This window comes from Bradyrhizobium sp. Unk1 (assembly GCF_059512345.1).
Genome location: NZ_JCAMOP010000003.1, coordinates 258,280 through 285,274 on the forward strand (window position 1 = coordinate 258,280; position 26,995 = coordinate 285,274).

Here is a 26,995-nt window from a genome sequence, read left to right on the forward strand (position 1 = left end):
CAACCACTTCCTTTGACAACTGTCAAATTCGTTCTTGACAAGTGTCAAGATATTGGCGGAGGTTCGCACCGAGAATTTGGACAGTCGTCAAGACGTCCGACCATGGAGGAACGCTTCGCTGGGTGCCACCGAAAGGCCTGCGCCCATCGACCTGGTGCGCGCCGATTGGCGCGGCACGAATCGATCACCAGCAACGGAGGAGTGCGTCATGAGTGGGAAGAGCCTTGCAGGCAGGAAAGCCCTGGTCACCGGCGGTGCTAGAGGAATCGGCGCGGCCATCGCGCAAGCTCTGGCGCGAGCCGGCGCCTCGATCATGATCGCCGACATCCTGGAAGAGACCGGCCGCGCCAGCGCAGCCGCTATCGCGAAGGAAGACGTCGCCACGGGCTTCGTCCAGCTCGACGTCACCGACGACGCTCAATGGGAGCGGGCGGTTGCCGAGACCGTCGCAACCCTCGGCGGCTACGACATTCTGATCAACAATGCCGGCATCGAGATCACGTCGCTGATCTCCGAGGTCAAGGCCGAGGACGCACGGCGGATGTGCGACGTCAATATCGTCGGCACCGTGCTCGGCATGAAGCACGCCTTCCGTGCCATGCGCCCGGGCGGGCCGGCCGGCAAGGGCGGCGCCGTCGTCAACATCGCCTCGGTTGCGGCAACGATCGCCTTTCCGAGCATCGCGGTCTATTCGGGCACCAAATCCGCGGTTGACCGCATGACGCGGGTCGGAGCGATGGAAGCCGGCAAGCTCGGTCTCGGCGTGCGCGTAAACTGCATCTATCCGGGCCTGATCCCGACCGACATGGGCATGCAGCTCGCCAACGACATCGTCAAGGTCGGGCTCGCGGCTGACGTCAACGCCGCAGTCGGCTCGGTGGTGGAGCAAACCCCGCTCGGCCGTCTCGCCGAGGTCACGGACATCGGCGATGCCGCGGTGTTCCTGTGCTCGAACGAGGCGCGCTTCATCACCGGCATCGGACTGCCGGTCGATGGCGGCATGGGCATGTAACGACAAAGCCGACAACAAGCATTTCGGAGGAACGCAATGAGCGAGAAGAAGCCCGTCATCGTCTATGGCGCTTCCGGCTATACTGGCCGGCTGGTCTGTGAATATCTGCGCGAATACAACATCCCCTTCATCGCCGCCGGCCGCAGCAATGAGAAGCTCAACGCCGCGATGAAGTCGAATGTAGCGGGCATCGAGACCGCCGACTATGAGGTGGTCAAGGTGCCGCACACCGTGGCTGCGCTGACTGAATTGTTCAAGGGCGCCTCGGTGGTGCTCAACACCGTGGGTCCCTTCGCCAAGTTCGGCGGCGAAGTGGTGCAGGCTTGCCTCGCTTCCAAGTGTCATTACACCGACACCACCGGTGAGCAGGACTGGCTGATCACGCTCGAGCAGGAGTGGGGCACGAAGTTCGCCAATGCCGGGCTGCTGTTGGCGCCGGGCATCGCGCAGATGTACACCACCGGCGAGATCGCAGCCCAGCTGTGCCTGGAGACGCCCGGCCTCGACACGCTCGACATTGCCGTGTTCTGGGGTGGCAGCCCGACCATCGCATCGACGCAGACCATCCTGGTCAACGCCGCGATGGCCAAGGCCTACTACCTGGAGCAGAACAAGTACGTCGAGCATCAGCCCGATGCCGGCCTGTACAACCTCGCCATCCCCGGTCAGCACGAGCTGGCGCTGGCGTTGCCCTGGGGAGGCACCTCGCACCCGGTGTGGTTCAAGCGCGATCCGCGCGTGGCCAACGTGAAGGTGCTGGGCGGCGTGTTCAATCGCGCGCTGATGCTGGGCGTGCCGCAGATCGTCGCGGCCGCGCTGGAGGCGACCAAGGATATGAATCCCGACGACCGCTACGCCGCATTGGCGCAGACCGCCGCCGGTGTGATGAACACCATGCCGCCGCGCGAGAACCCGCGCGTCAACAAGTCCTTGGATTCGGTACATGCCTCCGGCCCGTTGGGGCGCGCGCACTGCGTCATCTACGGCAACAGCAACTACAAGCAGACCGGCTTGCTGCAGGCCTATGCCGCGGCACACCTGCTGCAGCAGCCGCCGAAGCGCGTGGGGTTCGCCTCCGGCTGCCAGGCGTTCGGCCATCACGAGCTGCTCGGGCAGTTGCGCAGCTTCGGGCTCGTCAGCAAGCCGGTTCTGACCGTGCACGATTAAGTCAATCGCGGGTGGCGCGGACCTCCGCGTCACCCGCTACCGCTTCGGGTGTTGATCATGCGCTTCATCGATTACCTGGACAAAGGTGCCTCGCTCGGCGCCGACGCGCCGTGCCTCACCATGGATGGACGCGACCTCAGCTATCGCGACGTGCAGTTGCTGAGCTACCGCGTCGCGCGCGGGCTCGCGCGATCGGGGATTGCTGCCGGCGAGAAGGTCGCAATCCTTTCCGGCAACGATCCGGTCGCGTTTGCCTGCGTGTTCGGCATTTCCCGCGGCGGTGCGGTCTGGTGCCCGATCAATCCGCGTAACGAGGCGGCCGAAAACCGGCTCATCCTCGAGCAATTCGACTGCAGCCTGCTGTTGTTTCATTCAAGCTTCGCGCCGATGGTCGAGACGGTGCGTGCAGAGCTGCCGAAGCTTCGTGCCGTCGTCTGCCTCGATGCTGAGTTGTCCTTCGCGCCCTCGTTCGACAGCTGGCTCGCCGGCCTTGCAGACGACCACTATCAACGCGAGACGATCGACGATCTCGCGATGATCCCGGGCACCGGCGGCACCACCGGCAAGCCGAAGGGGGTCATGCTGTCGGGCCGCAACATCGAGGCGATGACGGCACTGACGCTGATGGGCTATCCTTTCAAGGGCCGCCCGATCTACCTCGCGCTTGCGCCGCTGACCCACGCGGCCGGCGTGCTGTGTTTCCCGATCTTGGCGCTCGGCGGCCGCATCGTGATCATGCATCACCCCGACATCGCGGAATTTCTCGATCTGATCGAGCGCTATCGCGTCACGCACACCTTCCTGCCGCCGACCGTGATCTACATGCTGCTCGATCATCCGAAGCTCGACTCCGCGAGGCTCGGCTCTCTGCAATGCTTCTGGTACGGCGCGGCGCCGATCTCGGCCGCGCGGCTTGCGGAGGCGCTCCAGCGTATCGGGCCGATGGCGCAGTTGTTCGGTCAGACCGAAGCGCCGATGATGATCTCGATGATGGCGCCTCGCGAGCATTACAATGCCGACGGCACGATCGCGATGGAGCGTCTCGCCTCGGCCGGGCGGATCAGCCCGCTGGTGCAGGCCGGCATCATGGATGGCGACGGCAATTTGCTGCCGACCGGCGCCCGCGGCGAGATCGTGGTCCGCGGTTCGCTGGTGATGGAGGGCTATTACAAGAATCCCGAGGCTACGGCGGAAGCCTCCGCGCATGGCTGGCACCATACCGGCGACATCGGCTACATCGACGACGACGGCTACCTCTATATCGTCGATCGCGCCAAGGACATGATCATCACCGGCGGGTTCAACGTCTACTCGATCGAGGTCGAGAACGCGCTGCGGGCGCATGAGGCGGTGCAGGATTGCGCCGTGATTGGCCTTCCGGACGAGAAATGGGGTGAGCGGATCGTCGCCGTGGTGCAGCCCCGCGCCGGCCAAAGCGTCGATGCGACGGCGCTGGCCGCCTTCGTCAAGCAGCGGATCGGCAGCGTCAAGACACCGAAGCAGATCGAAGTCTGGGACGATCTGCCCCGCTCCAAGGTAGGCAAGGTGCTGAAGCCGGACATCCGCGCACGGCTGTCGGATCGCTCGGGCGGCTGAGCCTTGTACTCATAGGCATAACGTCCGCTTTCGAAGTGCCGGCTCAACCCCGTCGACTTAACGCAGGCGTTAAATCTCGCTGCTGGGTTTCAAGTCCTGGCCGGGGGACGCCATGCCCGCTACGAGGGGCGAACCGGACGTGGGTCGCTAGTTCGGGAATGTTTGCAAATGACCCCAAAGCGGAAATCACTAGCTCGGTACCCCGCTTAGGTGAAATGTCGTAGCAAGGATGCGCCAGCCGTCGGGGGAGCGAACAAGGTTGTACGACTGCCGCCATTGCCTTGTAACGCTTCCATCCGGTCGGAGGTTTTTCCACGTTACAGTTCCGAGAGCACTGCGTTCGCCTATAGGAACGGCCACTACATCGTGCAGAGTTCCACTTTCGGCCCCTTCGCGTCGGTAGGTGTCGGCCACTCCTTGGAAAAACCGCGCAATCTCGTCACGTGACTGAAAACAATGTATCGACCCGTCACCCCGCATGGTGATGCAGGGAGCGCAGTAGAGTTTGGCGATTTGATCACCATCCCAGGTGGTGAATGTCTCCATGTATTTGTTGAAGAAGGCAGATATCTCGACTTCAAGCGCTTCCGGCATGATTTGTCTCCAGAGCTTTCATGTTCTGCGACGAGCAAGCCAACCCGAATTGTCTTGGGTCGCGATACAGCGCACGCGGAATTCGGATGGCGACATGCCGTTCAGCCGATCCGCTGCTGGGTCCAACTCCGCGCAACTGGCCTGCTCTACAGTTACGATCTGATCCGCGGCCAACCAAGCTACGATTGGAACTGAAGGGCCAATGATTACGAGATAGGCCAAGCCGAGAGCGGGAGACCAACGTTCGATACCAAGCCCCGTCCGGTAGACCGCGGCCATTCCTAAGCCGAAGCACGCGATCCAAACGGCAAGCCAACAAGCAGAGATCATTCGTCTCTCCCCGCCCAACAGTGTGCGCAATGCTACCGTTGACGCCCATCTCTCGCCAGAAGACGGTTTGCACCGAAGGGGCAATGCACTTGACCGATTCTCGATGGTTAGGCTCACCTACCCGTCGGGTGTTGATGGAAACGACGAGGTCATTGAATGAAAAAGGCGGATCGGCGATGTCGCCTATTGGCCCATCAGCGAAGTGACGACACCGCTCAAGGAGGTCCGCTTAGCGAGGGGTGCGGACTGGATTTGCTCGCTCTGAGTTCTTCGCATCTTGACCCGAAGTCGACCTTAAACTCGTAACCAGCGAGAGGCTGATCGCAGCTTAGCAGAGTCCCTGGTGGGACTTAGCACAAGCGGCACGCCCCCCAGGATGCGCAGCAACCCGCGCAACCGCCGAACCCCCAGCCACCATAGCCCCAGCCATCGAACCCGATGTCGTCATCGAACCCGATGTCGAACCCGCAGCCGCCGCAACCGCAACCACGGAAGCCACGGCAACCACGGAAGCCACCGCAACCTCGGATGCCAACGAACCCGCCACCACCGCAACCTCGAATGCCAACGAGCCCGCCACCACCGCAACCTCGGATGCCAACAAACCCGCCACCACCGCAACCTCGGCCGCCAACAAACCCGCCGCCGCCGCAACCTCGGCCGCCGCCGCACCCCCCGCAACCATGGCCGCACCCGCAACCACCGCACCCGCGCGCTAGCTGCACGCCGCTGCCAAAGTTTTCTCTATCGAAAAGATGGAACGTGGCCAGACTGACGTCGGCCATTTCCTCTTCGCCAAGAAAGAAGCGCTGATTTGGCGAGGTGTTGGATTGCGGGATACCGGTAGCGGGCATCGTGGATGCGGATGCGCTACTCGCCAGCGAAAGACCCAGTCCGGCCGCACCTAGCACCTTCACGGTGGCGGCTTTGGCTGTGCGTTTCTGCTTCGAAGCTTGCTTGACCCGTGGCATGGTCGCACCCTCCGTAGTTCTTGTGAAAGCGCTCTGCAAGAGTGCGCTCGGCGAAACCGGCGCGCAAGGGTTACCTGTGCCATAAAATGCGAAACATCTCATCGAGCTCCATTCATCTTCAGACCGAGATCGACACATGACTGCTTTTGGTTGAGCAGAATAACGCCAGCTGACCAGCGTAAGAGGCGTCGCGATGTCGGCTGTCTACGGGAAAGCGGACGTCACACGATGGTTGAGCTGACCGCAGCTTTTGACCCAGAACAGACCTTCGCACTTGGAGGTTCAGCCCAAGTTCGCAGTCGCCGATCAATTCTCATGCGGATGTGATTTGCGTGTTATCGCGCTGCGACGCCAATCCTGTATGGTACAGGCGAAGGACCTATCGGCAGGAGCTACCCCATGCTCGGCTCGATCATGTTTAGCTTGGTCGTCATCGGGTTGATGTTTTGGTGCGGGCGCGTAACGGCGAACTTTGCGGCAGAGAGAGGCCGGTCTAAACGCATTTGGTTCCTCTGGGGAGCGCTGTTCTTTCCCCTCTTTCCGGCTCAATGGTTTGTTTTGGGGCTGCTACCAAAAAAGTAAGGCCGCTTCAGTCGGCAGCGTCGTTTTTTAGGCCAAGCCTGCGATGTCGACTTATGGCCCTTAGCGGACGTGCCGCGGCGGGGTTTCTTTGTCTGGTTTCGGGGATGAAGCAGGACTGCATATCAGGAGCTGAGGCGACAGCTTCATGAATACACACCCTAGCAAGTGCCCTCACCGTGAGGGGGCTCGTCATCTGGCGGGCGCAAAAAAATACGCGGGCCGCCTTGCTTGAGGCATGCCCGCGCATTTGAATTCGTCTGTCGCGCGCGAGAGCGCGCGCGTGTCAGTGGACGCTCACCGCCTGCAGCTCGTTGCTCCAGGCATTCGCGACCGCGGCTTCGCGGCTGTCGGTCAGCATGATCGGCGTGCCGTCGGCGGCGTGGAGCGCGAAGAGCTTGAGGCCCGGCGCGATTTTCGGCGCCTCGGGAAACAGGCCCGGTACATCCTCGGAGCGGATCTGCTTCACATAGGCGATATGGCCCTCGCCGAGGGTTGCCAGCGTCTCGGGCGAGACGTTCTTGGCTTCGTATTCGAACGCAACGTGACCTTCACTCATGGTCTCGACTCCTTCACAGAAACTAAGCGGTCGAGTCCGCTACTCGTTCCATTATTCGTGCTCATTGATAGCGATTGTCTTAACGATCCTCTCCGGTTCAGGCCGGGCAAGATCGACCGACAGCAGCCCGTTCTTCAAATCCGCGCCCAGCACGAGCATCCCCTCCGCCAGCACGAAGGTGCGCTGGAAGTGGCGCGCGGCAATGCCGCGATGGATGTATTGCCGGGTCTTGTCGTCCTGCTGACGCCCGCGAATCACGAGCTGGTTTTCCTCAATGGTTACATCGAGTTGGTCGCGGGTGAATCCGGCGACCGCCAACGTGATCCGCAGCCGCTCGGGCTGGCCGTCCGACCGGTCGCACCTCTCGATATTGTAGGGAGGGTAGCCGTCGGCGCCTTTGACGACGCGGTCGAGCACGCGCTCGATCTCGTCGAAGCCCAGAAGGAACGGACTGGAAAGCGTGGGAACACGAGACATAGTTTACAAAGTCCTCTCGAAGCGACTTTGGCATTTCAGGGCCCGGAAGCGGCGCCCCTTGGTCAGCAATATGGTCATAACCCCGTGTCGGTTCAAGGACGTAGCGGGAGCCCTGTGGATTGGCGATTGCCTGCCGTCGCCCAAAATGCCTCCGCATCGTCATGGCCGGGCTTGTCCCGGCCATCCACGGCCTCACTCGCGGCACCAAGAACGTGGATGCCCGGGACAAGCCCGGGCATGACGAATTAGCGGGACGATTTCTCCAATGAAAACAAACCCCCGGCTACTGTGCATGGGGTTGTTTTTCGCGTTTTTGATTGGCCGGCCCCTCGGAGCCGGTCAGGCCTCGATCCGCGTCCGCCCGTCGCCGCTGAAAAGGTGCAGCTTCGCCCGTACCGCCGCGACGCGGATCCTCGCGCCGATGGCGGGGGCCTCGGTTCCGGGAATGCGGACGATGACCTCGCCGGGCGGCAGCTCGCCGGGGGTGGCGGCGACGCGCTGCTCGTCCTGGGCCCGGGTGCCATAGACGAAGGTTTCGGCACCGACGCGCTCGATCGCTTCCACGGTCAGGGGCAGTGCGACACCGCCGGCCGGGGTCTGGTCGGTGATGACGAAATCTTCCGGGCGGATGCCGAGGATGCCGGCCTCGGTCGCACCGCCGCCGAGCTGTGACTTGATCTCATCGGCGCGCGTCGACATCAGGTTCATCGGCGGCGCCCCGATGAAGGAGGCGACGAAGGTCGTCGCCGGCTTCTCGTAGATCGCGAGCGGATTGCCGATCTGCTCGACCTGGCCGCCATTCATGACCACGAGAACGTCGGCGAGCGTCATCGCCTCGAGCTGGTCGTGGGTGACGTAGATCGAGGTCGTGTTGAGCCGGCGCTGCAATTTGCGGATCTCGACGCGCATCGCGATGCGCAGCTTTGCGTCGAGGTTCGACAGCGGCTCGTCGAACAGAAACACTTTTGGCTGGCGCACGATGGCGCGGCCCATGGCGACGCGCTGGCGCTGGCCGCCGGAGAGCTGACGCGGCTTGCGCTCCAGCATCGGCGCGAGCTCGAGCACGCGCGCGGCTTCCTCGACGCGGGTCTTGACCTCGGCCTCCGCCATGCCGCGGTTGCGCAGGCCGTAGGCCATGTTGTTGAAGACGCTCATATGCGGATAGAGCGCGTAGTTCTGGAACACCATCGCGATGTCGCGATCGGCGGGCTCGATCTGGTTGACGACGCGGCCGCCGATGTCGATCTCGCCGCCGGTGACGGTCTCGAGACCTGCGACCATGCGCAGCAGCGTGGACTTGCCGCAGCCGGAAGGGCCGACCAGCACGCAGAACTGTCCGTCGGCGACGTCGACATTGACGCCCTTGATGGCCTCGAAGCCGCCGGTGTAGGTCTTGCGGACGTTGCGCAGGGTGACGTTAGCCATGAGTTTTTCCAGCGAATGGCGAATGGGGAGTGGCGAATTGGGAAGGCATGCACGCGAGAGCCGTCAAAAGGCTTTCCATTCGCCATTCGCTACTCACCACTCGCCCCCTCACTTTTCCGTCTCGACCAGGCCGCGCACGAACAGTTTCTGCATGGCGACGACGACGAACACCGGCGGCAGCATGGCCAGCACGGCGGTCGCCATCACGATCGGCCATTCGGTCAGCGCGTCGGTGGTGGTGATCATCTTGCGGATGCCGACCTGGATGGTCTGCATGTCGTCGCGCGTGGTGATCAGCAGCGGCCAGAGATATTGATTCCAGCCGAGGATGAAGAGGATCACGAACAGCGCCGCCATATTGGTGCGCGACAGCGGCAGCAGCGTATCCCAGAAGAAGCGCAAGGGGCCGGCGCCGTCTATGCGCGAGGCCTCCAGCAGCTCGTCCGGCACGGTCATGAAGAACTGGCGGAACAGCAGCGTCGCGGTGGCCGACGCGATCAGCGGCAGCGCGAGGCCGGCATAGCTGTCGAGCATGTGCAGATCGGCGACGATCTTGTAGGTCGGGTAGATGCGCACCTCGACCGGCAGCATCAACGTGATGAAGATGATCCAGAAGATCGCCATCCGGAACGGAAAGCGGAAATACACGATCGCATAGGCCGAGATGATCGAGATCGCGATCTTGCCGATCGCGATCGCCAGCGCCATCACCAGCGAGTTCAGCATCATGTTGCCGACGGGCTCGCGTGTCGAGCCGCTCGTGCCGACGAAGATGGTCTTGTAGTAGACCTCGAAGAAATGGCCGCCCGGCAGCAGCGACATCTGCCCGTTCGCGATCAGGGCGTTGTCCTGGGTCGAGGCGACGATCGCGATGTAGACCGGGAATGCGACGATCGCGATCCCGATCCAGAGAATCGCGTGGGCGACGTAGCGCCGAAAGCCCTCTTCTTCGACCATCAGTAGGTCACCTTGCGTTCGACGAAGCGGAACTGGATTCCCGTCAGCACGATCACCATGACCATCAGGATCACCGACTGCGCCGCGGAGCTGCCGAGATTGCCGCCGAGCAGGCCGTCGGAATAGACCTTGTAGACCAGCGTGACCGTCGATGTGCCGGGACCGCCGCGGGTCATGGTGTCGATGATGCCGAAGGTGTCGAAGAAGGCGTAGACGATGTTGACGACCAGCAGGAAGAAGATCGTGGGCGACAGCAGCGGGAAGGTCACGGTCCAGAACCGGCGCATCGGACGGGCGCCGTCGATCGCGGCGGCCTCGAACACGCTTCGGGGGATGGCTTGCAGGCCGGCGAGGAAGAACAGGAAATTATAGGAGATCTGCTTCCACGCCGCGGCGAGGATGATCAGCCCAGCCGCCTGGTTGCCGTCGAGCAGCGGATTCCAGTCGACACCCAGGCCGCGCAGATAGCGCGACAGCACGCCGAGCGAGGGATGCAGCATGAAGATCCAGAGCACGCCGACCACGGGCGGCGCCACCGCATAGGGCCAGATCAGCAGCGTGCGGTAGAGCATTGAGCCGCGCAGCGGCTTGTCCGCCATCACGGCGAGCAAGAGCGCGAAGGACAGCGACGAGACGGCGATGGCGAACGAAAAGACGAACGTACGGACGACCGCCTCGAAATAGGCGGGGTCTTTGAACAGCTCGATGTAATTCTCGAACCAGACAAAGGTGCTCGAGAGACCGAAGGCATCCTGGAGCAGGAAGGACTGGATGACCGCCTGCAGCGCAGGCCAGTAGAAGAATATCAGGACGATCGCGAGTTGCGGCGCAACCAGCGCGTAGGGCAATAGCTTTGACTGGAAAATGGCTTGCTTTTGCATGATGTCAGCTGAGCGGCAGGCCGGCTTACCGGCCTGCCGCTCATCGCCTCACTTGACGGCGGTCTTTTCGAACTGACGCAGCATCGTGTTGCCGCGCTCGACGGCGGCGTCGAGCGCCTGCTTGGCGGTCTTCTTGCCGGCCAGCGCCTGCTCGATCTCTTCCGACCAGACGTCACGGAGCTGAACCATATTGCCGAGACGCAAGCCGCGCGAATTCTCGGTCGGCTCCTTGTTGGTCAGTTCGAGCAGCGGGGTCTCGAGATAGGGCTGATCCTTGTAGAAACCTTCTTCCTTCGCCTTGGCGTAGGCCGCCTTGGTGATCGGCAGATAGCCCGAGGCCTTGTGGATGTAGACTTGGCGATCGGTGTCCGAGAGGAAGGTCAGGAATTTCGCAACGCCCTTGTATTCCTCGGCCGACTTGCCGCCCATGACCCAGAGCGAGGCACCGCCGATGATCGAGTTCTGCGGCGCACCCTTGGCGTCCGGATAGTAAGGCATCGGCACGGCGGTGAAGTTGAACTTGGCCTGCGCCTTGACGTTGCCGAAGAACGCCGACGAGGTCAGGTAGATCGGGCATTCGCCGGAGGTGAAGCGGCCTTCGCCGGTGTTGGTGCGGCCGGCATAGTCGTAGGTCTTGGTCTTCTGGAGTTCGACCAGGGTTTCGAGATGCTTGACCTGGAGAGGGCCGTTGAACTCGAGCACGGTGTCGAAACCGTCGAGGCCGTTGGCCTTGCTGGCGAGCGGCACGTTGTGCCAGGCGGAGAGCTGCTCGAGATTGACCCAGGTGACCCAGGAGCCGGAGAAGCCGCAGGTGTCATGACCCGCAGCCTTCAGCTTCTTGGCGGCCTCGAACGTTTCGGGCCAGGTCTTGGGGATATCGACGTTCGCCTTCTTGAGCTCGTCGAGGTTGACCCACATGACGGTCGACGACGAGTTGAACGGGAAGGACAGCATCTCGCCCTTCGAGGTCGAGTAGTAGCCGGTGATGGCGGGCAGGTAGATCTTGGGGTCGAACTTCTCGCCGGCCTCGGCCATCAGCTTGTAGACGGGCTTTACGGCGCCGGTCGCGGCCATCATGGTCGCGGTGCCGACTTCGAACACCTGCATGATGTGCGGGGCGTTGCCGGCGCGGAACGCCGCGATGCCGGCGTTCATCGTATCGGGATAGTTGCCCTTGTAGGTCGGGATCACCTTGTAGTCGGTCTGCGAGGCGTTGAAGTCGGTGGCGAGCTTGACGATGACGTCGTTGTTGGCGCCGGTCATCGCGTGCCACCACTGGATTTCGGTCACGGCCAAGGCCGGCGATGCGCCCATGCCGATCGTGATCGCAACTGCGGCAGCCGCCCCAAAGTGTCGAAGAGCCATCAAGTAAACCTCCCTTGGCCGTCAAAAAGAAGCGCTTGCGCTAGCAGCGCCATATGACGTTCACATGACTGTGTAAGCGGGAGAAACGAAAGCAGCAAGCGCGGCCAAAAGGGAAGCCGTCAAATAGGCGAATGCCGAGCGCGCAGCCTCCTCCGTTCGCGGTGCACATGCGTGCCCGCGCCGCAGTGCGGCATTTGCTCGGGTGAGGCGGCGAGGGCGTTTAGCGCTTGCGCTCGGGGCCGCAGACGGTGCCCTGCTCGACCATCGCGTCGATCTCCGATTTGGAGTAGCCGAACTCGCCGAGCACCTCCGCCGAGTGCTGGCTGAATTTCGGCGGCAGACGGCGCAGGCTCGGCTTGCTGCGATCGAGCCGGATCGGCGAGGCCACCCCCTTGTACCAGTCCTTCTCGATGACATCGCCGCGGGCGATCGTGTGCGCGTTCGTCAACGCCTGGTCGATCTTCTGCACGGGACCTGCGGGCAGGCCGGCGGCGAGCAGACGATTGCACAGCGGCTCGGCCTCGTGCTGGCTGAACACGGCGGCCAACTCGGCCCGCAGCGCCTCGCGATTGGCGATGCGGTCCTTGTTGCGGGCAAAGCGCGGATCGGTGCCGAGCTCGGGCTTGCCGATCTCCTTGGCAAGCTTGCGGAAGGTGCCGTCATTGCCGACACCGATGAAGATGTTGTCGGTCCTGGTCGGGAAGATCGCGTAAGGCACGAGGTTGGGATGCTCGTTGCCGGTGAGCGACGGCGGCTTGCCGTGCATGAAATAATTCGCGGTGTGCGGATGCATGATGGCGAGGCCGGTCTCGTACAGCGTCGTCTCCAGGAACTGGCCTTTCCCAGAGCGCTGTCGCTCCGACAGCGCCATCAGGATGCCGATCGCCGCATAGAGGCCGGTGGTGATGTCGACCAGCGGCACGCCGATCCGCATCGGACCGCTCTCGGGCGAACCGGTCGCCGCGATCATGCCGGTCATGGCCTGGATGATGGCGTCATAGCCGGGATTGCCGCCGCGCGGACCGTCGGCGCCGAAGCCGCAGATCCGGCAATGCACCAGGCGCGGGAATTTCTTGCTGAGCACATCGTTGCCGATGCCCCATTTCTCCAGCGTGCCCGGCTTGAAATTCTCGATCAGGACGTCGGCGGTCTCCAGCATCTTGAGCAGCACGATTCGGCCGCCCTCGGAGGCGAGGTCGAGGCCGATCGAGCGCTTGTTGCGGTTGATGCCGATGAAATAGGCCGCGTCTTCCTCATGGAACGGAGGGCCCCAGTCGCGCACCTCGTCGCCGGCGGGCGGCTCGACCTTGATCACGTCGGCGCCGTGGTCGGCGAGGATCTGGGTGCAGTAGGGACCGCCAAGCACGCGCGTGAGATCGATGACGCGCAGTCCGCTCATTGCGCCCAAAACGGCTTCAGTCATGCCTTCGCTTCCCCTGTGTCGGTCGTTGATCACAGGCGTAGCGAGGTTTTTTTGCGCCAGCAATGGCTTGGCGCGTAGGGGCGTATGCGGTGCCGCCGTGCAATCCCGCGGCGTGGCAACAACAAAACCAAAGGAAAGCGGCCGGCCCGAGGGGGATCTCGGGCCAGCCAATCCGCCGTTTGATCAGACGACCGTCAGGCGAACGTCGACATTGCCGCGCGTGGCATTGGAGTAGGGGCACACCTGGTGGGCCTTCTCGACCAGCGCTTCGGCTTCCGCGCGGGCAAGGCCCGGCAGCGAGACGGCGAGGTCGATGTCGAGACCGAAGCCACCGGCCGAGCGCGGGCCGATGCCGACGGTGGAGGTGACAGAGGCGTCAGCCGGAACCTTCGGGCCGCCCTGCGAGGCCACGAACTTCATCGCGCCGATGAAGCAGGCGGCATAGCCCGCCGCAAACAGCTGCTCGGGATTGTTGCCGGCGCCGCCTCCGCCGCCGAGCTCCTTCGGCGTGGTGAGCTTGACGTCGAGCGCGCCGTCGAGGGTCGCCGCATGGCCGTCGCGGCCGCCGGTGGCTTTGGCGCTGGTCTTGTACAGGACGTTCACGGACATTTTCGTCTCCTCGGGTGTTCGGGTTGGGGTGGAACCTACATCGCAAACAATTAGATTGCGCGCAATTGAAATTTGCATGCCTCACATTTAATTGTTCGCAATTGAATGTACGGCCGCCCGGTCCCAGAATGGAGGAAACCGCGTGAGATTCTCGATGCCCCGGAAATTATCGGCGCTGGACCCGCAGCGCCTCGACAACCAGATCTGCTTCGCGGTCTATTCGGCCGCGCATGCCTTCAACCGCGTCTACAAGCCGCTGCTCGACCGGCTCGGCCTGACTTACCCGCAATATCTGGTGATGCTGGTGCTGTGGGAGCGCGACGACGTGCCGGTCAAGGACATCGGCGAAAAGCTGTTCCTCGATTCGGGCACCCTAACGCCGCTGCTCAAGCGCCTCGAGGCCGCGCACCTCGTCAAGCGCACACGCTCGCGCGAGGACGAACGTCAGGTGCTGATCGCGCTGACCCCGCAGGGCCACGCCTTGAAGGAAAAAGCGCGTGCCGTGCCGCATTCGATCCTGGCGGCGTCGGATTGCTCGGTTTCGGAACTGGTCGCGATGAAGGACGAGATCGTCGCGCTGCGCGACCGGTTGAATGCGGTGATCGGGGAGTAGGGGGCTAGGGGCGCTTTTTGGCGAAGGCGCGGCCGGACGCTGACTTCAGGTACTTCTCGAACGCGACGGCCTGCTTCTCGTTGCTGAACGCAATGTAAGTCTTGAGACGCCAAGGTCCGAATTTCGACGTGTGTGGCACCTCGCCGGCATTGTGCTTTGTCAGTCGGGCGCGCAGGTCGTCAGTGATCCCGACATAGAAATGGAGGGAATCAAGGCTCTCGAGAATGTAGACGTATCTCACGGCAGGCTCCCGAGCTGTCGAGGGAGAGCTTACATCCGCTTTCGATCTGCTAAAGCCCGGCTTCGCCCTTCGGGCTACGCCGCGACAGCCTTCGCTACGATGGGCTTGCCGAGCCGAAGCTGGCGAAGCCAGCGAAGGCTGGTGGAGCCAGGCGGGATCGAACCGCCGACCTCTTGCATGCCATGCAAGCGCTCTCCCAGCTGAGCTATGGCCCCTTAGTCTTCCAATTGGGACGATCCTTTCGGATCACTCCCGACCGGCGAGCCTGGTGACTCGCGCGGTGCACCCTTTTTCACAGATCAGGGCTGATCTCAAGTCTCTTCATCACCTCCGACATCACCAATGATGTCGGTAACGTCCTCATCGCCCTCTTCGTCGTCGGCGATAAAGGTCGAATCATCGTCGTCATCGTCTTCGATGGTCTCGTCGACCTCGATGTCGTCCTCGGATTCGGGCACCGCGGCCTTGACCTTGCCGGTGTTCTCCTCGGCGTCGGCCTCCTCGAGCGAGACCTCTTCGACCTCTGCCGGCTCCGGCGTGGTGTCGGCAGCCGGCGTGTGGCGAGGTTCGGCGCCGCGGGTTGCGCGAGCCGGCGCCACTGGCGCGATCGGTACGACTTCGCCGGTATAGGGCGAGATCACCGGATTCTTGTTGAGGTCATAGAATTTCTTGCCCGTGGTCGGGCAAATACGTTTGGTTCCGAGTTCGGACTTGGCCACGGCAGGAATCCTGGGAATGTCTGAAAAGCGGTGTTTCACTTGGCTAGTTGGCGGCCCGCTGTCAATAGCGCATTACGGGAGAAAGACATGCCCGTGACGGCGGGCAGACCTTGTGGTACCTGCCCCGCGAGCCCCGCAGGGACGTTTCGGGCCTATCCAAGGACACAAACTTGACTGATTCCGACAAGCCGACGCCGCTTCAGTCGCGCGCAAGCGGTCCCCTGACCGGGAAAGTACGGGTCCCCGGGGACAAGTCGATCTCCCACCGCGCCCTCATCCTGGGCGCGCTCGCGGTCGGCGAGACCAAGATTTCTGGCCTGCTCGAGGGCGAGGACGTCCTCAACACCGCAAAATCCATGCAGGCGCTGGGCGCCAGGGTCGAGCGTACCGGCGATTTCGCCTGGAAGGTGAACGGCGTGGGCGTTGCCGGCTTCGCCGAGCCCAGGGCGCCGCTTGATTTCGGCAACTCCGGCACCGGCTGCCGGCTCGTCATGGGCGCCGTCGCCGGCTGCCCGATTTCGGCGGTTTTCGACGGCGATGCCTCGCTGCGCAGCCGCCCCATGCGCCGGATCCTCGATCCGCTCGAGAAAATGGGCGCCAAAGTGGTGTCCGGCGGCGAGGGCGGCCGTCTGCCGCTGACCGTCCAGGGCGCGCGCGATCCGCTGCCGATCACCTACAAGACCCCGGTCGCCTCGGCCCAGATCAAATCGGCCGTGCTGCTGGCGGGCTTGGCCGCGCCCGGCACCACGACGGTGATCGAGACCGAGGCCAGCCGCGACCATACCGAACTGATGCTGAAGCACTTTGGCGCCGACATCACCTCCGCGCAGGAGGGGCAGCACGGCCGCCGCATCACGCTGATTGGCCAGCCCGAGCTGCATGGCGCCACCGTCGTGGTGCCCGCCGATCCCTCTTCGGCGGCCTTCCCGGTCGTCGCGGCGCTGATCGTCGAAGGCTCCGATGTCGTCCTGTCCGACGTGATGACCAATCCGCTGCGCACCGGCCTGTTCACCACGCTGCGTGAAATGGGCGCCTCGATCGAGGAAAGCGAAGTCCGCGGCGATGCCGGCGAGCCGATGGCGCAGCTGCGCGTACGCGCGTCGAAACTGCGTGGCGTCGAGGTGCCGCCGGAGCGCGCGCCGTCGATGATCGACGAATATCTCGTGCTGGCGGTGGCGGCCTCCTTCGCCGAGGGCACGACGATCATGCGCGGCCTGCACGAGCTGCGGGTCAAGGAATCCGACCGCCTGGAGGCCACCGCCGCCATGCTCCGTGTCAACGGCGTGAAAGTCGAGGTCTCCGGTGACGATCTGATCGTCGAGGGGCGCGGCCACGTTCCGGGCGGCGGCACTGTCGCCACGCACATGGATCATCGCATCGCGATGTCCGCGCTGGTGATGGGCTGCGCCTCCGACCAACCCGTGACCGTCGACGACACCGCCTTCATCGCCACCAGTTTCCCGGACTTCATCCCGATGATGCGTTCGCTAGGGGCCGAGTTTTCATGATCATCGCCATCGACGGGCCCGCGGCCTCGGGCAAGGGGACGCTCGGCAAGCGCCTCGCCCATCATTACGGCTATCGTCATCTCGATACCGGCGTCATCTACCGCGCGGTGGCCTATGCCTTGATGGAATCCGGTCACGATCTCCGGGACGAGGTGGCTGCGGTGCAGGCTGCGCTGGAGCTTGATCCCGAAAAGTTCGGCAATCCCGCCCTGAAGACCCAAGAGGCCGGCGAGGGCGCCTCGATCGTCTCGGCGATCCCCAGGGTTCGCGAGGTCCTGCTCAATTTCCAGCGGCAATTCGCCGCCGATCCGCCCGGCGCCGTGCTCGACGGCCGGGACATTGGAACCGTGATCTGCCCCCATGCCGACGTGAAGATCTTCGTGGTCGCCGATCCCAAGGTCCGCGCCCGCCGCCGGACCATGGAGGCCAAGGCGAGGGGCGAGGAGGCGGACGAGGCGGCGGTGCTCGCCGACATCATCCGGCGCGACGAGCGCGACAAGAACCGGCCGATTGCGCCCTTGAAACCGGCCCCGGATGCTTACTTGCTAGATAACTCCCAACTGGATATAGAAGGCGGCGTCCGGGCCGCCATCGACATTATCGAGGCCGTCCGAGCGGGCCGGTCGCGGGGTTAAGCCGCCGCCGTCATTGGAGGAAGCGCCCGCTCCCGCTCTTTGAGGTCGATACCCCGGTCCCCTGTTTGGGCCCGGCGCGATCCAGGCTCCGGACCAAGATTTCCACGTATCGAACGCGCGGGCCTCAGCCGGCCCGCCTCCGCTGCTCCGCCTCCATGCCGGAGCAGCGAGCGGTCGCTCGAAGGTCTTGCGGACCTTCCGACACTGCGTGTGCGATGCGCCCATGAACCCAACGGCCGGCACGACATCCGCAACTGGAGAACAAATGGCTTCGACTTCTGCTGATACCTATAGCCCGTCGCGTGACGATTTCGCCGCGATGCTCGACGAGTCCTTCGCAGGTGGCAACCTGCAGGAAAGCTCCGTCGTCAAGGGCAAGGTGGTTGCAATTGAGAAAGACATGGCCGTCATCGACGTCGGCCTGAAGACCGAGGGCCGCGTTGCCCTGCGCGAATTTTCCGGCCCCGGCCGTGACAGCGAGATCAAGGTCGGCGACGAGGTCGAAGTGTTCCTCGATCGCATCGAGAACGCCCTCGGCGAAGCCGTGCTGTCGCGCGACAAGGCGCGCCGCGAGGAGAGCTGGGGCAAGCTCGAGAAGGCCTTCCAGAACAACGAGAAGGTCAACGGCGTCATCTTCAACCAGGTCAAGGGCGGCTTCACCGTCGACCTCGACGGTGCCGTGGCCTTCCTGCCGCGCTCGCAGGTCGACATCCGTCCGATCCGCGACGTTGCGCCGCTGATGAACAACTCGCAGCCGTTCCAGATCCTCAAGATGGATCGCCGCCGCGGCAACATCGTCGTCTCCCGCCGCACGGTTCTCGAAGAGACCCGCGCCGAGCAGCGTCAGGAGCTGGTGCAGAACCTCGAAGAGGGTCAGGTCATCGACGGCGTGGTCAAGAACATCACCGATTATGGTGCGTTCGTTGATCTCGGCGGTATCGACGGTCTGCTGCACGTCACCGACATCGCGTGGCGCCGCGTCAACCACCCGACCGAGGTGCTCTCGATCGGCCAGACCGTGAAGGTCAAGATCATCAAGATCAACCACGAGACGCACCGCATCTCGCTGGGCATGAAGCAGCTGCTGGACGATCCGTGGCAGGGCATCGAAGCCAAGTACCCGCTGGGTGCCCGCTTCACCGGCCGCGTCACCAACATCACCGACTACGGTGCGTTCGTCGAGCTCGAGCCGGGCATCGAAGGCCTGATCCACGTCTCCGAGATGTCGTGGACCAAGAAGAACATGCACCCCGGCAAGATCGTTTCGACCTCGCAGGAAGTCGAAGTGCAGGTGCTGGAAGTCGATTCCGTCAAGCGCCGCATCTCGCTCGGCCTCAAGCAGACCATGCGCAACCCGTGGGAGGTCTTCGTCGAAGGTCACCCGACCGGTTCGGTGGTCGAGGGCGAGGTCAAGAACAAGACCGAGTTCGGTCTGTTCCTGGGCCTCGAGGGCGACGTCGACGGCATGGTCCATCTCTCCGACCTCGACTGGAAGCTTCCGGGCGAGCAGGTGATCGACAACTACAAGAAGGGCGACGTGGTGAAAGCCGTGGTGCTCGATGTGGACGTCGAGAAGGAGCGCATCTCGCTCGGCATCAAGCAGCTCGAAGGCGACCCCTTCGCCGAGCCGGGCGATGTCAAGAAGGGCGCGGTCGTGACCTGCGAAGTGCTCGAAGTGAAGGAAAGCGGCATCGAGGTGAAGATCACCGGTACCGACTTCTCGACCTTCATCAAGCGTTCGGAGCTCGCCCGTGATCGCAACGACCAGCGCGCCGAGCGCTTCGCCGTCGGCGAGAAGGTCGATGCCCGCGTGATCCAGTTCGACAAGAAGGCCCGCAAGGTCCAGGTGTCGATCAAGGCGCTCGAAGTCGCCGAAGAGAAGGAAGCCATCGCGCAGTACGGCTCCTCCGATTCGGGGGCGACGCTCGGTGACATCCTCGGCACCGCGCTCAAGAACCGCGACAAGTAAGCGAAACGCCTGTTTCGCAACCATCAAAGCCCCGGTTCGCGCCGGGGCTTTTTTGTTTGCGGCTTGTAGCCCGGATGGAGCGCAGCGAAATCCGGGGCCTCGCCACGATCGAAAGCGGTCCCGGATTGCGCTGCGCTCCATCCGGGCTACCCCAGCCTTGTTTTCTTCAAATTACGCCGCAATTGATGTATCCAGATAAGCCAATGGTCACGCTGTGACGGCACAACGCGCCCAGCCTTTCATTTGGAGATATTCCGATGTCGCTCGATTCGGACATCATCGTCGATCGTCGCAGGATTCGTCGCAAGCTGACGTTCTGGCGCGTGCTGGCTGCGCTGATCGCGATCGCGGCGATTGCGGGCTTCGCGCTGATCGCAACACCCGGTGCGCGCGGCACGTTCGCATCCGCCGGCTCGATCGCGCGGGTCCAGATCGATGGCCTGATCCGCAGCGACTCCGAGCGCACCCAGGCGCTGGAGCGACTGGAGAACTCGCAGGCCGCCGCCGTCATCATTCACATCAACTCGCCGGGTGGCACCACCGCCGGCTCCGAGCAGCTTTATGACTCGCTTGTGAGGTTGAAGGCGAAGAAGCCGCTCGTCGTCGTGGTCGAAGGCCTCGCGGCGTCCGGCGGTTACATCACCGCGATTGCGAGCGACCACATCATCGCCCAGCAGAGCTCGCTGGTCGGTTCGATCGGCGTGCTGTTCCAGTTTCCCAACGTCACGGAGCTGCTGAAGACCGTCGGCGTGAAGGTCGAGGAGGTGAAATCCTCGCCGCTGAAGGCCGCGCCGAACGGTTTTGAGCCGACCAGCCCCGAGGCACGCGCCGCGCTCGATGCGCTGGTGAAGGATTCCTATGCCTGGTTCAAGGGATTGGTGAAGGAGCGGCGTGGCATGGATGACACGCAGCTCGAAAAAGTCGCCGATGGCCGCGTCTTCACCGGACGCCAGGCGATCGATCTCAAGCTGATCGATCAGCTCGGCGACGAGAAGACCGCGGTGACCTGGCTGGTCGAGCAGAAGGGCGTCAAGAAGGGCCTCACCGTCCGCGATTACAAGCTCCAGCCCCGCTTTGGCGATCTGCCATTCCTCAAAACGGCTGCTGTCGTCACGCTGGAAGCGCTTGGTTTAGGCTCGATTGCGCATCAGATCGGGCAAACCGGCGTCGCGCAGGCCGTCGATCGACTTGGAATGGATGGAATGCTGGCCCTGTGGCAGCCGGCTGCGTCAAATTGATGGAACCGGGCGAGCTTCAGAGGCTTTTCCCGTCTGGCGGGTGACGGGTCAGCCCGCTTTTTCGGCATTTGTCACGCATTTTCCCGACGCTCAACCTTCATTTGGCGTCTTGACAGATCACGGTATTTTCACGGAAATGGTCATCCGCACGCTTCCGGGTCCTATCTCTCGATGATCAAATCCGAACTTGTTCAGCGTATCGCCGAGCACAACCCGCATCTGTACCAGCGGGATGTCGAGAACATTGTGAATGCGATTCTCGAAGAGATCGTAGCGGCTCTCGCGCGCGGTGATCGCGTCGAGTTGCGCGGCTTCGGTGCCTTCTCGGTCAAGCATCGCCCTGCGCGCGCAGGGCGCAATCCGCGCACCGGCGCCCATGTACCCGTCGATCAGAAGAGCGTTCCGTTCTTCAAGACCGGCAAGGAAATGCGCGAACGGCTGAACCGCGACCATCCGGATCCAGGCGCGCCAGACTGAGGCCGGCGTCAGGGTTTTCCGCGGTCGCGAGAGATGCGGCCGGAAGCTTGATTCAAGGCGAGCGAAGCGAGATGCGAAAGTTCCTGACCGCGCTGATCGTGATTCCGCTGGGCCTGATCCTGGTGACCTTCGCCGTCGCCAACCGGCATTTCGTCACGGTCTCTTTCGACCCCTTCATTACGAACGACCCGTCATTCTCGGTGACGCTGCCGCTGTTCCTGCTCCTCATCCTGGTGGCGGCCCTCGGGGTCGTTGCGGGCGGCTGCGCGGTCTGGCTCGGCCAGCGGCACTGGCGGCGCGCGGCGCGCCGGAATGATGCGGATGCACGGGCTGCCAGGACCGAACTGGCCGATCTGCGGGCCCAGGCGGCCGCAGCGAAGCCCGAGCCCCAGCGCCTCCCCGTTCCCTCCGGGGTGGGCCTTTACGGGCCCATCGGGCGAGACAAGCAGCGCGCGACGTTGTAGAAGCGGCCGCAACCGAAAACCCGGTTTTCCGGCCGCAGACCCGCGGCCTTCACCTGCTTTGAGACCATGTCCCTGCTCGTCAAAATCTGCGGCCTGTCCACGCGCGAGACGCTCGAAACAGCGCTCGACGCCGGCGCCGACATGGTGGGGTTCGTGTTCTTTCCGCCGTCGCCGCGGCACGTCTCTCTGGAGCTTGGCCGCGACCTCGGCCGCCAGGTGAAGCGGCGCGCGATCAAGGTCGCGCTCACGGTCGATGCCGATGACGCCACGCTCGACAACATCATGGACGCGCTGTCGCCGGATATCCTTCAGCTCCACGGCAAGGAGAGCGTCGCGCGCCTGCGCGACATCAAGCAGCGGTTCGGCCGTCCGGTGATGAAAGCGGTGCCGGTCGCAACCGCCGCCGATCTCGCCGTGCTGCCTGGCTACGCAGAGGTTGCCGATCGCATCCTGTTCGACGCGCGTGCGCCAAAGGACGCGACACGTCCGGGCGGCCTCGGCGCGGCCTTCGATTGGCATCTGCTCGAAAACCTGGAACTCAAGCTGCCGTATATGGTCTCGGGCGGACTTGATGCCCACAACGTCGCCGAGGCTCTTCGGGTCACGCGCGCCGGCGGCGTCGACGTCTCCTCCGGTGTCGAGAGCGCCTCCGGCGTCAAGGATCCCGAGATGATCAAGGCCTTCATTCGCGCCGCGCGCGCCACCCAAGATGCAAGTCAAGAGTTGAGCGTTCGATGAACATCGCCAAACCAAATTCCTACCGCAGCGGTCCCGACGAGCGCGGGCATTTCGGCATTTTCGGCGGCCGCTTCGTCGCCGAAACCCTGATGCCGCTGATCCTGGATCTGGAGAAGGCCTACACGGCGGCCAAGGCCGATCCGGCGTTCCAGGCCGAGATGAACGGCTATCTCAAGAATTATGTCGGCCGGCCCTCGCCGCTCTATTTCGCCGAGCGCCTGACCGAGCATCTCGGCGGCGCAAAAATCTATCTGAAGCGCGAAGAGCTCAACCACACCGGCTCGCACAAGGTGAACAACGTGCTCGGCCAGATCATGCTGGCACGGCGCATGGGCAAGAAGCGCATCATCGCCGAGACCGGCGCCGGTCAGCACGGTGTCGCCACCGCGACGCTGTGCGCGCGCTTTGGCCTCGAATGCGTGGTCTATATGGGCGCCGTCGACGTCGAGCGGCAGCAGCCCAACGTCATCCGCATGGAGATGCTGGGCGCAACCGTGGTCCCGGTGCAGTCGGGCACGCGCACGCTGAAGGACGCCATGAACGAGGCGCTGCGCGACTGGGTCACCAACGTGCACAACACGTTCTATTGCATCGGCACGGTGGCGGGCCCGCATCCCTATCCGACGCTGGTGCGCGACTTCCAGTCGATCATCGGCAACGAGACCAAGACGCAGATGCAGGAGGTCGAGGGACGCCTGCCGGATTCGCTGGTCGCCTGCATCGGCGGCGGTTCGAACGCGATGGGCCTGTTTCATCCGTTCCTCGATGATCCCTCCGTCGAAATCTTTGGCGTCGAAGCCGCCGGCCATGGGCTCACGCAACTGCATGCGGCCTCGATCGCGGGCGGCCGTCCCGGCGTGCTGCACGGCAACCGCACTTATCTCTTGATGGATGCGGACGGCCAGATCCAGGACGCGCATTCGATCTCCGCCGGCCTCGACTATCCCGGCATCGGCCCCGAGCATTCCTGGCTGCACGAGATCGGCCGCGTCAACTATCTCTCGGCGACCGATGACGAGGCGCTCGCAGCATTCCAGTTGCTGTCGCGGCTGGAAGGCATCATCCCCGCGCTCGAGCCCGCGCATGCCATCGCCAAGGTGATGGAGCTCGCGCCGAAGCGGCCGAGAGATCACCTGATGGTCGTCAATCTCTCCGGCCGCGGCGACAAGGACGTCCCGCAGGTCGGCGACATCCTGAGGGGCAAGAGCAAGTGACCACGCGTATCGACACCCGTTTTGCCGAACTGAAGAAGCAAGGCCGCTCGGCCTTCGTCACCTATGTGATGGCCGGCGATCCCGATCTCACGACGTCGCTCGATATCGTCAAGGCGCTGCCCAAGGCAGGCGCCGACGTCATCGAACTCGGCATTCCCTTCACCGATCCGATGGCCGATGGTCCTTCGATTCAGGCGGCAGGTCTGCGCGCGCTCAAGAACGGCATGACCTTGAAGAAGACGCTGGAACTGGTGCGCGACTTCCGCAAGGACGACAACGTCACGCCGCTGGTGCTGATGGGCTACTACAATCCGATCTACATTTACGGCGTCGACAAGTTCTTGGCCGATGCCAAGACATCAGGCGTTGACGGCCTGATCATCGTCGATTTGCCGCCGGAGGAAGACGACGAGCTCTGCATTCCCGCGCTGAAGGCGGGCCTGAACTTCATTCGCCTCGCGACCCCGACCACCGACGACAAGCGCCTGCCCGCGGTGCTCGCGAACACATCAGGCTTTGTCTACTACGTCTCTATCGCCGGTATCACCGGTGCCGCGGCGGCGGACGCGAATGCCGTCGGTGAAGCTGTCGCGCGCATCAAGCGGCATACCAAGCTGCCGATCTGCGTTGGTTTTGGCATCCGCACGCCGGAGGCGGCGCGCGCCATTGCCGAGAAGGCCGATGGTTCGGTGGTCGGCACCGCGTTGGTCGACGCGCTCAAGAACAGCCTCGACGCCGAGGGCCGGGCGACCGCCAAAACCGTTAACGCGGTAGCCGAGCTGACCGCGGCCCTGGCCCAGGGCGTCAAGGGCGCGAAACAGGCGGCGGAGTAGGCCATAATTCCGCTTCTGGGGCGGGCGAACACGGCGGCTTGCCGGGCAGGGGCCCGGCCGCCATATATCCCTTCAGGCGGCCCTTCCGCGGGGCTCGCACATCGGAGCAAACCATGAACTGGCTTACCAATGTGGTCCGGCCGAAGATCCGCAACATGCTGCGGCGGGAGACGCCGGAGAATCTGTGGATCAAGTGCCCGGATTCCGGGCAGCTCGTGTTCTACAAGGACGTCGAGGCCAACCAGTTCGTCATCCCCGGCTCGAACTACCACATGCGCATGGGCGCGGTGGCGCGTCTGAAGTCGATCTTCGACAACGAGACCTGGTACGACGTCGCGCTGCCCGACGTCACGCCCGATCCGCTCAAGTTCCGTGACGAGAAGAAATACGTCGACCGCATCAAGGATGCCCGCGCGCGAACTAACCTCAACGACGCGATCAAGGTCGGCTACGGCAAGCTCGAAGGCGCCGCCATCGTCGTCGCCGTGCAGGATTTCGATTTCATGGGCGGCTCGCTCGGCATGGCCGCGGGCGAAGCCATCGTGCGCGGGCTCGAGCTCGCGGTCGAGAAGAAATCGCCGTTCATCGTGTTCGCCGCGAGCGGCGGCGCGCGCATGCAGGAAGGCATCCTGTCGCTGATGCAGATGCCGCGCACCACCGTCGCGGTGCAGATGCTGCGCGAGGCGAAACAGCCCTACATCGTCGTGCTGACCAACCCGACCACCGGCGGCGTCACCGCGTCCTATGCGATGCTGGGTGACGTCCAGATCGCCGAGCCCGGTGCGCTGATCGGTTTTGCCGGCGCGCGCGTGATTGAGCAGACCATCCGCGAGAAATTGCCGGAAGGCTTCCAGCGCGCCGAATATCTGAAGGATCATGGCATGGTCGACATGGTCGTGCATCGTCACGAGCTGCGCCCGACCCTGGCGCGGCTCTGCCGCCTGCTGACCAAGGCGCCGGCGCAGGAAGGCGCATCGAAATCGGTGCAGCCGGTGGTCAGTCCGGCGCAGATCGTCTCGGCCGCCGAGACCGCGCCGGCCGCGCCGCACGCGTGAACGCGTCCTCTGACAGCGCAAAGCCGCCGCTCGGTGAATTGATCGGGCGGCTGTCGGCCCTGCATCAGAAGCGCATCGATCTCGGGCTGGAGCGGATGCACCGCCTGCTCGAGCGGCTTGGCCACCCTGAACGCAAGCTACCGCCGGTGATTCATATCGCCGGCACCAACGGCAAGGGCTCGACGCTCGCTTATCTGCGCGCGACGCTGGAGGCCGCCGGCCTGCGTGTCCATGCCTACACCTCGCCCTATCTCGTCCGCATCAACGAATGCTTCCGTCTCGGCCGCGTCGGCAGCGGGGTGCTCGTCGGCGACGACGAATTGCGCGCGGCGCTGGAAGAGGTCGAGCGGGTCAATGCCGGCGAAGCCGCGACCGTGTTCGAGCTGAAGACCGCGGCTGCCTTCCATCTGTTCGCGCAGAACCCGGCCGATGTCGTGCTGCTCGAAGTCGGCCTCGGCGGCCGGCTCGATTCGACCAATGTGATCGACACGCCGGCGGCGTGCGTGATCACGCCTGTCAGCATGGACCACATGGAGTTTCTCGGCGATACGCTGACCTCCATCGCCGGCGAGAAGGCGGCGATCATCAAGCGCGGCGTGCCCGTGGTTTGCGCCGAGCAGACGGGCGAGGCGATGGCGGTGATCGAGGCGCAGGCTAGGCGCATGCGCGCGCCGCTGTTTGCCGCGGGCGAGAGCTGGCACGTCAATGTCGAGCACGGGCGTCTGGTCTATTCCGACGATCGCGGCCTGATGGATCTGGCGGCGCCGCGCCTGTTCGGCCGCCACCAGTTCGACAATGCCGGCCTTGCGATCGCGACGCTGCGCGCGATCCCGAGTTTCAAGGTCAACCAGGCGGCCTTCGAGGCGGGCATCGTCGGCGCCGAATGGCCGGCGCGGATGCAGCGCATCACCTCGGGCGAGCTGCTCGCGCTCGGACCGCAGGGCTCGGATATCTGGCTCGACGGCGGCCACAATGCCGAAGGCGGGCGCGTCGCGGCGGCCGCGCTCGGCGATCTCGAAGAGCGGGTCTCGCGGCCGCTGGTCGTGATCGCGGGCATGATGGCCAACAAGGACGCGGAAGGTTTTCTCGCCAATTTCGCCGGCCTGACCCGTCACATCATCGCGGTGCCGATCCCCGACACCGAGAATGCGATGCCGGTCGACCGCCTCGCGGATGCCGCGCGCAGCCTCGGCATGCGGGTCGAGACCGCGCCCGGCATCGAAGCCGCACTGCGTGGCTTGGCGAAGCTCGCCTACGAGGTGCCGCCGCGCATCCTGATCACCGGTTCGCTTTATCTCGCCGGCCACGTGCTGGGCATCAACGGCACGCCTCCTGCATAGAGGTTG

Annotated in this window: 27 protein-coding genes and 1 tRNA gene; 16 read left to right on the top strand and 12 right to left on the bottom strand. The window is 63.8% G+C overall.

What is annotated here, in order from left to right; all coding sequences use genetic code 11:
- Positions 1-208 precede the first annotated feature (208 nt).
- The 3 genes from AC5ZFO_RS05390 to AC5ZFO_RS05400 are packed head-to-tail and all read left to right on the top strand — an operon-like array spanning position 209 to position 3,775.
- Positions 209-1,012, top strand: a complete 804-nt coding sequence (locus tag AC5ZFO_RS05390; RefSeq protein WP_282521664.1) for an SDR family NAD(P)-dependent oxidoreductase — start codon at positions 209-211, stop codon at positions 1,010-1,012.
- A gap of 36 nt (positions 1,013-1,048) precedes the next feature.
- Entirely contained in the window at positions 1,049-2,179 is a 1,131-nt protein-coding gene (locus AC5ZFO_RS05395; protein ID WP_282521663.1) for a DUF5938 domain-containing protein, read from the top strand.
- 57 nt (positions 2,180-2,236) lie between these two features.
- The gene (locus AC5ZFO_RS05400) at positions 2,237-3,775 is read left to right on the top strand and encodes an acyl-CoA synthetase (RefSeq protein ID WP_282521662.1); all 1,539 of its coding nucleotides are present in this window, start codon (positions 2,237-2,239) and stop codon (positions 3,773-3,775) included.
- A 189-nt stretch (positions 3,776-3,964) separates the two neighbouring features.
- On the opposite strand, the gene AC5ZFO_RS05405 is transcribed toward AC5ZFO_RS05400, so the two are convergent.
- Positions 3,965-4,369, bottom strand: coding sequence for a nuclear transport factor 2 family protein (locus AC5ZFO_RS05405; RefSeq protein ID WP_085398148.1), 405 nt, complete (start codon positions 4,367-4,369; stop codon positions 3,965-3,967).
- A 1,700-nt stretch (positions 4,370-6,069) separates the two neighbouring features.
- Between AC5ZFO_RS05405 and AC5ZFO_RS05410 the strand changes: the two genes are divergently transcribed.
- Entirely contained in the window at positions 6,070-6,252 is a 183-nt protein-coding gene (locus AC5ZFO_RS05410) for a hypothetical protein (protein WP_282521661.1), read from the top strand.
- A gap of 283 nt (positions 6,253-6,535) precedes the next feature.
- On the opposite strand, the gene AC5ZFO_RS05415 is transcribed toward AC5ZFO_RS05410, so the two are convergent.
- The 8 genes from AC5ZFO_RS05415 to AC5ZFO_RS05450 all read right to left on the bottom strand — a co-directional run bounded on the left by AC5ZFO_RS05415 (position 6,536) and on the right by AC5ZFO_RS05450 (position 13,945).
- The gene (locus AC5ZFO_RS05415; RefSeq protein ID WP_011083553.1) at positions 6,536-6,808 is read right to left on the bottom strand and encodes a BQ00720 family protein; all 273 of its coding nucleotides are present in this window, start codon (positions 6,806-6,808) and stop codon (positions 6,536-6,538) included.
- 51 nt (positions 6,809-6,859) lie between these two features.
- On the bottom strand, positions 6,860-7,285 hold the full coding sequence (locus AC5ZFO_RS05420; RefSeq protein ID WP_014438749.1) for an Hsp20 family protein: 426 nt from the start codon (positions 7,283-7,285) through the stop codon (positions 6,860-6,862).
- Between the two features lie 339 nt (positions 7,286-7,624).
- Entirely contained in the window at positions 7,625-8,710 is a 1,086-nt protein-coding gene (locus AC5ZFO_RS05425; RefSeq protein ID WP_282521660.1) for a sn-glycerol-3-phosphate import ATP-binding protein UgpC, read from the bottom strand.
- Between the two features lie 108 nt (positions 8,711-8,818).
- The gene (ugpE, locus tag AC5ZFO_RS05430) at positions 8,819-9,667 is read right to left on the bottom strand and encodes a sn-glycerol-3-phosphate ABC transporter permease UgpE (protein ID WP_063980180.1); all 849 of its coding nucleotides are present in this window, start codon (positions 9,665-9,667) and stop codon (positions 8,819-8,821) included.
- Positions 9,667-10,548 carry a sn-glycerol-3-phosphate ABC transporter permease UgpA gene (ugpA, locus tag AC5ZFO_RS05435; protein ID WP_282521659.1) on the bottom strand — a complete coding sequence of 294 codons (882 nt, stop codon included), beginning with the start codon at positions 10,546-10,548 and terminating at the stop codon, positions 9,667-9,669. The genes ugpE and ugpA overlap by 1 nt, the downstream gene beginning before the upstream one ends.
- Positions 10,549-10,596: 48 nt before the next feature.
- Positions 10,597-11,913 carry a sn-glycerol-3-phosphate ABC transporter substrate-binding protein UgpB gene (gene ugpB / locus AC5ZFO_RS05440; protein ID WP_282521658.1) on the bottom strand — a complete coding sequence of 439 codons (1,317 nt, stop codon included), beginning with the start codon at positions 11,911-11,913 and terminating at the stop codon, positions 10,597-10,599.
- A gap of 220 nt (positions 11,914-12,133) precedes the next feature.
- Positions 12,134-13,336, bottom strand: coding sequence for a CaiB/BaiF CoA transferase family protein (locus AC5ZFO_RS05445; RefSeq protein WP_282521657.1), 1,203 nt, complete (start codon positions 13,334-13,336; stop codon positions 12,134-12,136).
- Positions 13,337-13,519: 183 nt separating this feature from the next.
- A complete protein-coding gene (locus tag AC5ZFO_RS05450; protein WP_014490914.1) occupies positions 13,520-13,945 on the bottom strand; it encodes an organic hydroperoxide resistance protein in 426 nt (141 codons plus the stop codon).
- Positions 13,946-14,099: 154 nt separating this feature from the next.
- Between AC5ZFO_RS05450 and AC5ZFO_RS05455 the strand changes: the two genes are divergently transcribed.
- Positions 14,100-14,558 carry a MarR family winged helix-turn-helix transcriptional regulator gene (locus AC5ZFO_RS05455; RefSeq protein ID WP_282521656.1) on the top strand — a complete coding sequence of 153 codons (459 nt, stop codon included), beginning with the start codon at positions 14,100-14,102 and terminating at the stop codon, positions 14,556-14,558.
- Positions 14,559-14,562: 4 nt separating this feature from the next.
- Here the strand turns inward: AC5ZFO_RS05455 and AC5ZFO_RS05460 are convergent, their stop codons facing one another.
- The 3 genes from AC5ZFO_RS05460 to AC5ZFO_RS05470 form a co-directional block, all read right to left on the bottom strand.
- Positions 14,563-14,799 (bottom strand): GIY-YIG nuclease family protein, encoded by a 237-nt coding sequence (locus tag AC5ZFO_RS05460; protein ID WP_282521655.1) that lies wholly within the window; start codon positions 14,797-14,799, stop codon positions 14,563-14,565.
- Positions 14,800-14,938: 139 nt separating this feature from the next.
- Positions 14,939-15,014 (bottom strand) — tRNA-Ala (locus tag AC5ZFO_RS05465).
- 96 nt (positions 15,015-15,110) lie between these two features.
- Positions 15,111-15,518 carry a TIGR02300 family protein gene (locus AC5ZFO_RS05470; RefSeq protein WP_063980175.1) on the bottom strand — a complete coding sequence of 136 codons (408 nt, stop codon included), beginning with the start codon at positions 15,516-15,518 and terminating at the stop codon, positions 15,111-15,113.
- 170 nt (positions 15,519-15,688) lie between these two features.
- Between AC5ZFO_RS05470 and aroA the strand changes: the two genes are divergently transcribed.
- The 11 genes from aroA to AC5ZFO_RS05525 all read left to right on the top strand — a co-directional run bounded on the left by aroA (position 15,689) and on the right by AC5ZFO_RS05525 (position 26,989).
- The gene (aroA, locus tag AC5ZFO_RS05475) at positions 15,689-17,026 is read left to right on the top strand and encodes a 3-phosphoshikimate 1-carboxyvinyltransferase (RefSeq protein WP_282521654.1); all 1,338 of its coding nucleotides are present in this window, start codon (positions 15,689-15,691) and stop codon (positions 17,024-17,026) included.
- Positions 17,023-17,661 carry a (d)CMP kinase gene (cmk, locus tag AC5ZFO_RS05480; protein ID WP_282521653.1) on the top strand — a complete coding sequence of 213 codons (639 nt, stop codon included), beginning with the start codon at positions 17,023-17,025 and terminating at the stop codon, positions 17,659-17,661. Before aroA ends, cmk begins: the two co-directional genes overlap by 4 nt.
- A 265-nt stretch (positions 17,662-17,926) precedes the next feature.
- Positions 17,927-19,630, top strand: a complete 1,704-nt coding sequence (rpsA, locus tag AC5ZFO_RS05485) for a 30S ribosomal protein S1 (protein ID WP_014490919.1) — start codon at positions 17,927-17,929, stop codon at positions 19,628-19,630.
- Between the two features lie 257 nt (positions 19,631-19,887).
- Entirely contained in the window at positions 19,888-20,868 is a 981-nt protein-coding gene (gene sppA, locus AC5ZFO_RS05490) for a signal peptide peptidase SppA (RefSeq protein ID WP_282521652.1), read from the top strand.
- A gap of 171 nt (positions 20,869-21,039) precedes the next feature.
- Entirely contained in the window at positions 21,040-21,345 is a 306-nt protein-coding gene (locus AC5ZFO_RS05495; protein ID WP_007598410.1) for an integration host factor subunit beta, read from the top strand.
- Between the two features lie 71 nt (positions 21,346-21,416).
- On the top strand, positions 21,417-21,809 hold the full coding sequence (locus AC5ZFO_RS05500; protein ID WP_282521651.1) for a lipopolysaccharide assembly protein LapA domain-containing protein: 393 nt from the start codon (positions 21,417-21,419) through the stop codon (positions 21,807-21,809).
- Between the two features lie 66 nt (positions 21,810-21,875).
- Positions 21,876-22,547, top strand: coding sequence for a phosphoribosylanthranilate isomerase (locus tag AC5ZFO_RS05505; RefSeq protein WP_282521650.1), 672 nt, complete (start codon positions 21,876-21,878; stop codon positions 22,545-22,547).
- Positions 22,544-23,761 carry a tryptophan synthase subunit beta gene (gene trpB / locus AC5ZFO_RS05510; protein ID WP_028149800.1) on the top strand — a complete coding sequence of 406 codons (1,218 nt, stop codon included), beginning with the start codon at positions 22,544-22,546 and terminating at the stop codon, positions 23,759-23,761. The genes AC5ZFO_RS05505 and trpB overlap by 4 nt, the downstream gene beginning before the upstream one ends.
- On the top strand, positions 23,758-24,594 hold the full coding sequence (gene trpA / locus AC5ZFO_RS05515) for a tryptophan synthase subunit alpha (protein WP_282521649.1): 837 nt from the start codon (positions 23,758-23,760) through the stop codon (positions 24,592-24,594). The genes trpB and trpA overlap by 4 nt, the downstream gene beginning before the upstream one ends.
- Before the next feature lie 113 nt (positions 24,595-24,707).
- Entirely contained in the window at positions 24,708-25,649 is a 942-nt protein-coding gene (accD, locus tag AC5ZFO_RS05520) for an acetyl-CoA carboxylase, carboxyltransferase subunit beta (protein ID WP_282521648.1), read from the top strand.
- Positions 25,646-26,989 (top strand): bifunctional folylpolyglutamate synthase/dihydrofolate synthase, encoded by a 1,344-nt coding sequence (locus AC5ZFO_RS05525; protein WP_282521647.1) that lies wholly within the window; start codon positions 25,646-25,648, stop codon positions 26,987-26,989. The genes accD and AC5ZFO_RS05525 overlap by 4 nt, the downstream gene beginning before the upstream one ends.
- Positions 26,990-26,995: the final 6 nt, after the last annotated feature.

Bases quoted from the DNA above. Each gene is read 5' to 3' on its own strand.
- AC5ZFO_RS05455 (WP_282521656.1), top strand. From the start codon at position 14,100: ATGCCCCGGAAATTATCGGCGCTGGACCCGCAGCGCCTCGACAACCAG.
- AC5ZFO_RS05420 (WP_014438749.1), bottom strand. From the start codon at position 7,285: ATGTCTCGTGTTCCCACGCTTTCCAGTCCGTTCCTTCTGGGCTTCGAC.
- AC5ZFO_RS05410 (WP_282521661.1), top strand. From the start codon at position 6,070: ATGCTCGGCTCGATCATGTTTAGCTTGGTCGTCATCGGGTTGATGTTT.
- AC5ZFO_RS05400 (WP_282521662.1), top strand. From the start codon at position 2,237: ATGCGCTTCATCGATTACCTGGACAAAGGTGCCTCGCTCGGCGCCGAC.
- AC5ZFO_RS05495 (WP_007598410.1), top strand. From the start codon at position 21,040: ATGATCAAATCCGAACTTGTTCAGCGTATCGCCGAGCACAACCCGCAT.
- AC5ZFO_RS05450 (WP_014490914.1), bottom strand. From the start codon at position 13,945: ATGTCCGTGAACGTCCTGTACAAGACCAGCGCCAAAGCCACCGGCGGC.
- AC5ZFO_RS05415 (WP_011083553.1), bottom strand. From the start codon at position 6,808: ATGAGTGAAGGTCACGTTGCGTTCGAATACGAAGCCAAGAACGTCTCG.
- ugpA (WP_282521659.1), bottom strand. From the start codon at position 10,548: ATGCAAAAGCAAGCCATTTTCCAGTCAAAGCTATTGCCCTACGCGCTG.
- accD (WP_282521648.1), top strand. From the start codon at position 24,708: ATGAACTGGCTTACCAATGTGGTCCGGCCGAAGATCCGCAACATGCTG.
- ugpE (WP_063980180.1), bottom strand. From the start codon at position 9,667: ATGGTCGAAGAAGAGGGCTTTCGGCGCTACGTCGCCCACGCGATTCTC.
- AC5ZFO_RS05425 (WP_282521660.1), bottom strand. From the start codon at position 8,710: ATGGCTAACGTCACCCTGCGCAACGTCCGCAAGACCTACACCGGCGGC.
- ugpB (WP_282521658.1), bottom strand. From the start codon at position 11,913: ATGGCTCTTCGACACTTTGGGGCGGCTGCCGCAGTTGCGATCACGATC.
- AC5ZFO_RS05405 (WP_085398148.1), bottom strand. From the start codon at position 4,369: ATGCCGGAAGCGCTTGAAGTCGAGATATCTGCCTTCTTCAACAAATAC.
- AC5ZFO_RS05390 (WP_282521664.1), top strand. From the start codon at position 209: ATGAGTGGGAAGAGCCTTGCAGGCAGGAAAGCCCTGGTCACCGGCGGT.
- trpB (WP_028149800.1), top strand. From the start codon at position 22,544: ATGAACATCGCCAAACCAAATTCCTACCGCAGCGGTCCCGACGAGCGC.
- rpsA (WP_014490919.1), top strand. From the start codon at position 17,927: ATGGCTTCGACTTCTGCTGATACCTATAGCCCGTCGCGTGACGATTTC.
- AC5ZFO_RS05445 (WP_282521657.1), bottom strand. From the start codon at position 13,336: ATGACTGAAGCCGTTTTGGGCGCAATGAGCGGACTGCGCGTCATCGAT.
- AC5ZFO_RS05395 (WP_282521663.1), top strand. From the start codon at position 1,049: ATGAGCGAGAAGAAGCCCGTCATCGTCTATGGCGCTTCCGGCTATACT.
- cmk (WP_282521653.1), top strand. From the start codon at position 17,023: ATGATCATCGCCATCGACGGGCCCGCGGCCTCGGGCAAGGGGACGCTC.
- AC5ZFO_RS05505 (WP_282521650.1), top strand. From the start codon at position 21,876: ATGTCCCTGCTCGTCAAAATCTGCGGCCTGTCCACGCGCGAGACGCTC.
- AC5ZFO_RS05500 (WP_282521651.1), top strand. From the start codon at position 21,417: ATGCGAAAGTTCCTGACCGCGCTGATCGTGATTCCGCTGGGCCTGATC.
- sppA (WP_282521652.1), top strand. From the start codon at position 19,888: ATGTCGCTCGATTCGGACATCATCGTCGATCGTCGCAGGATTCGTCGC.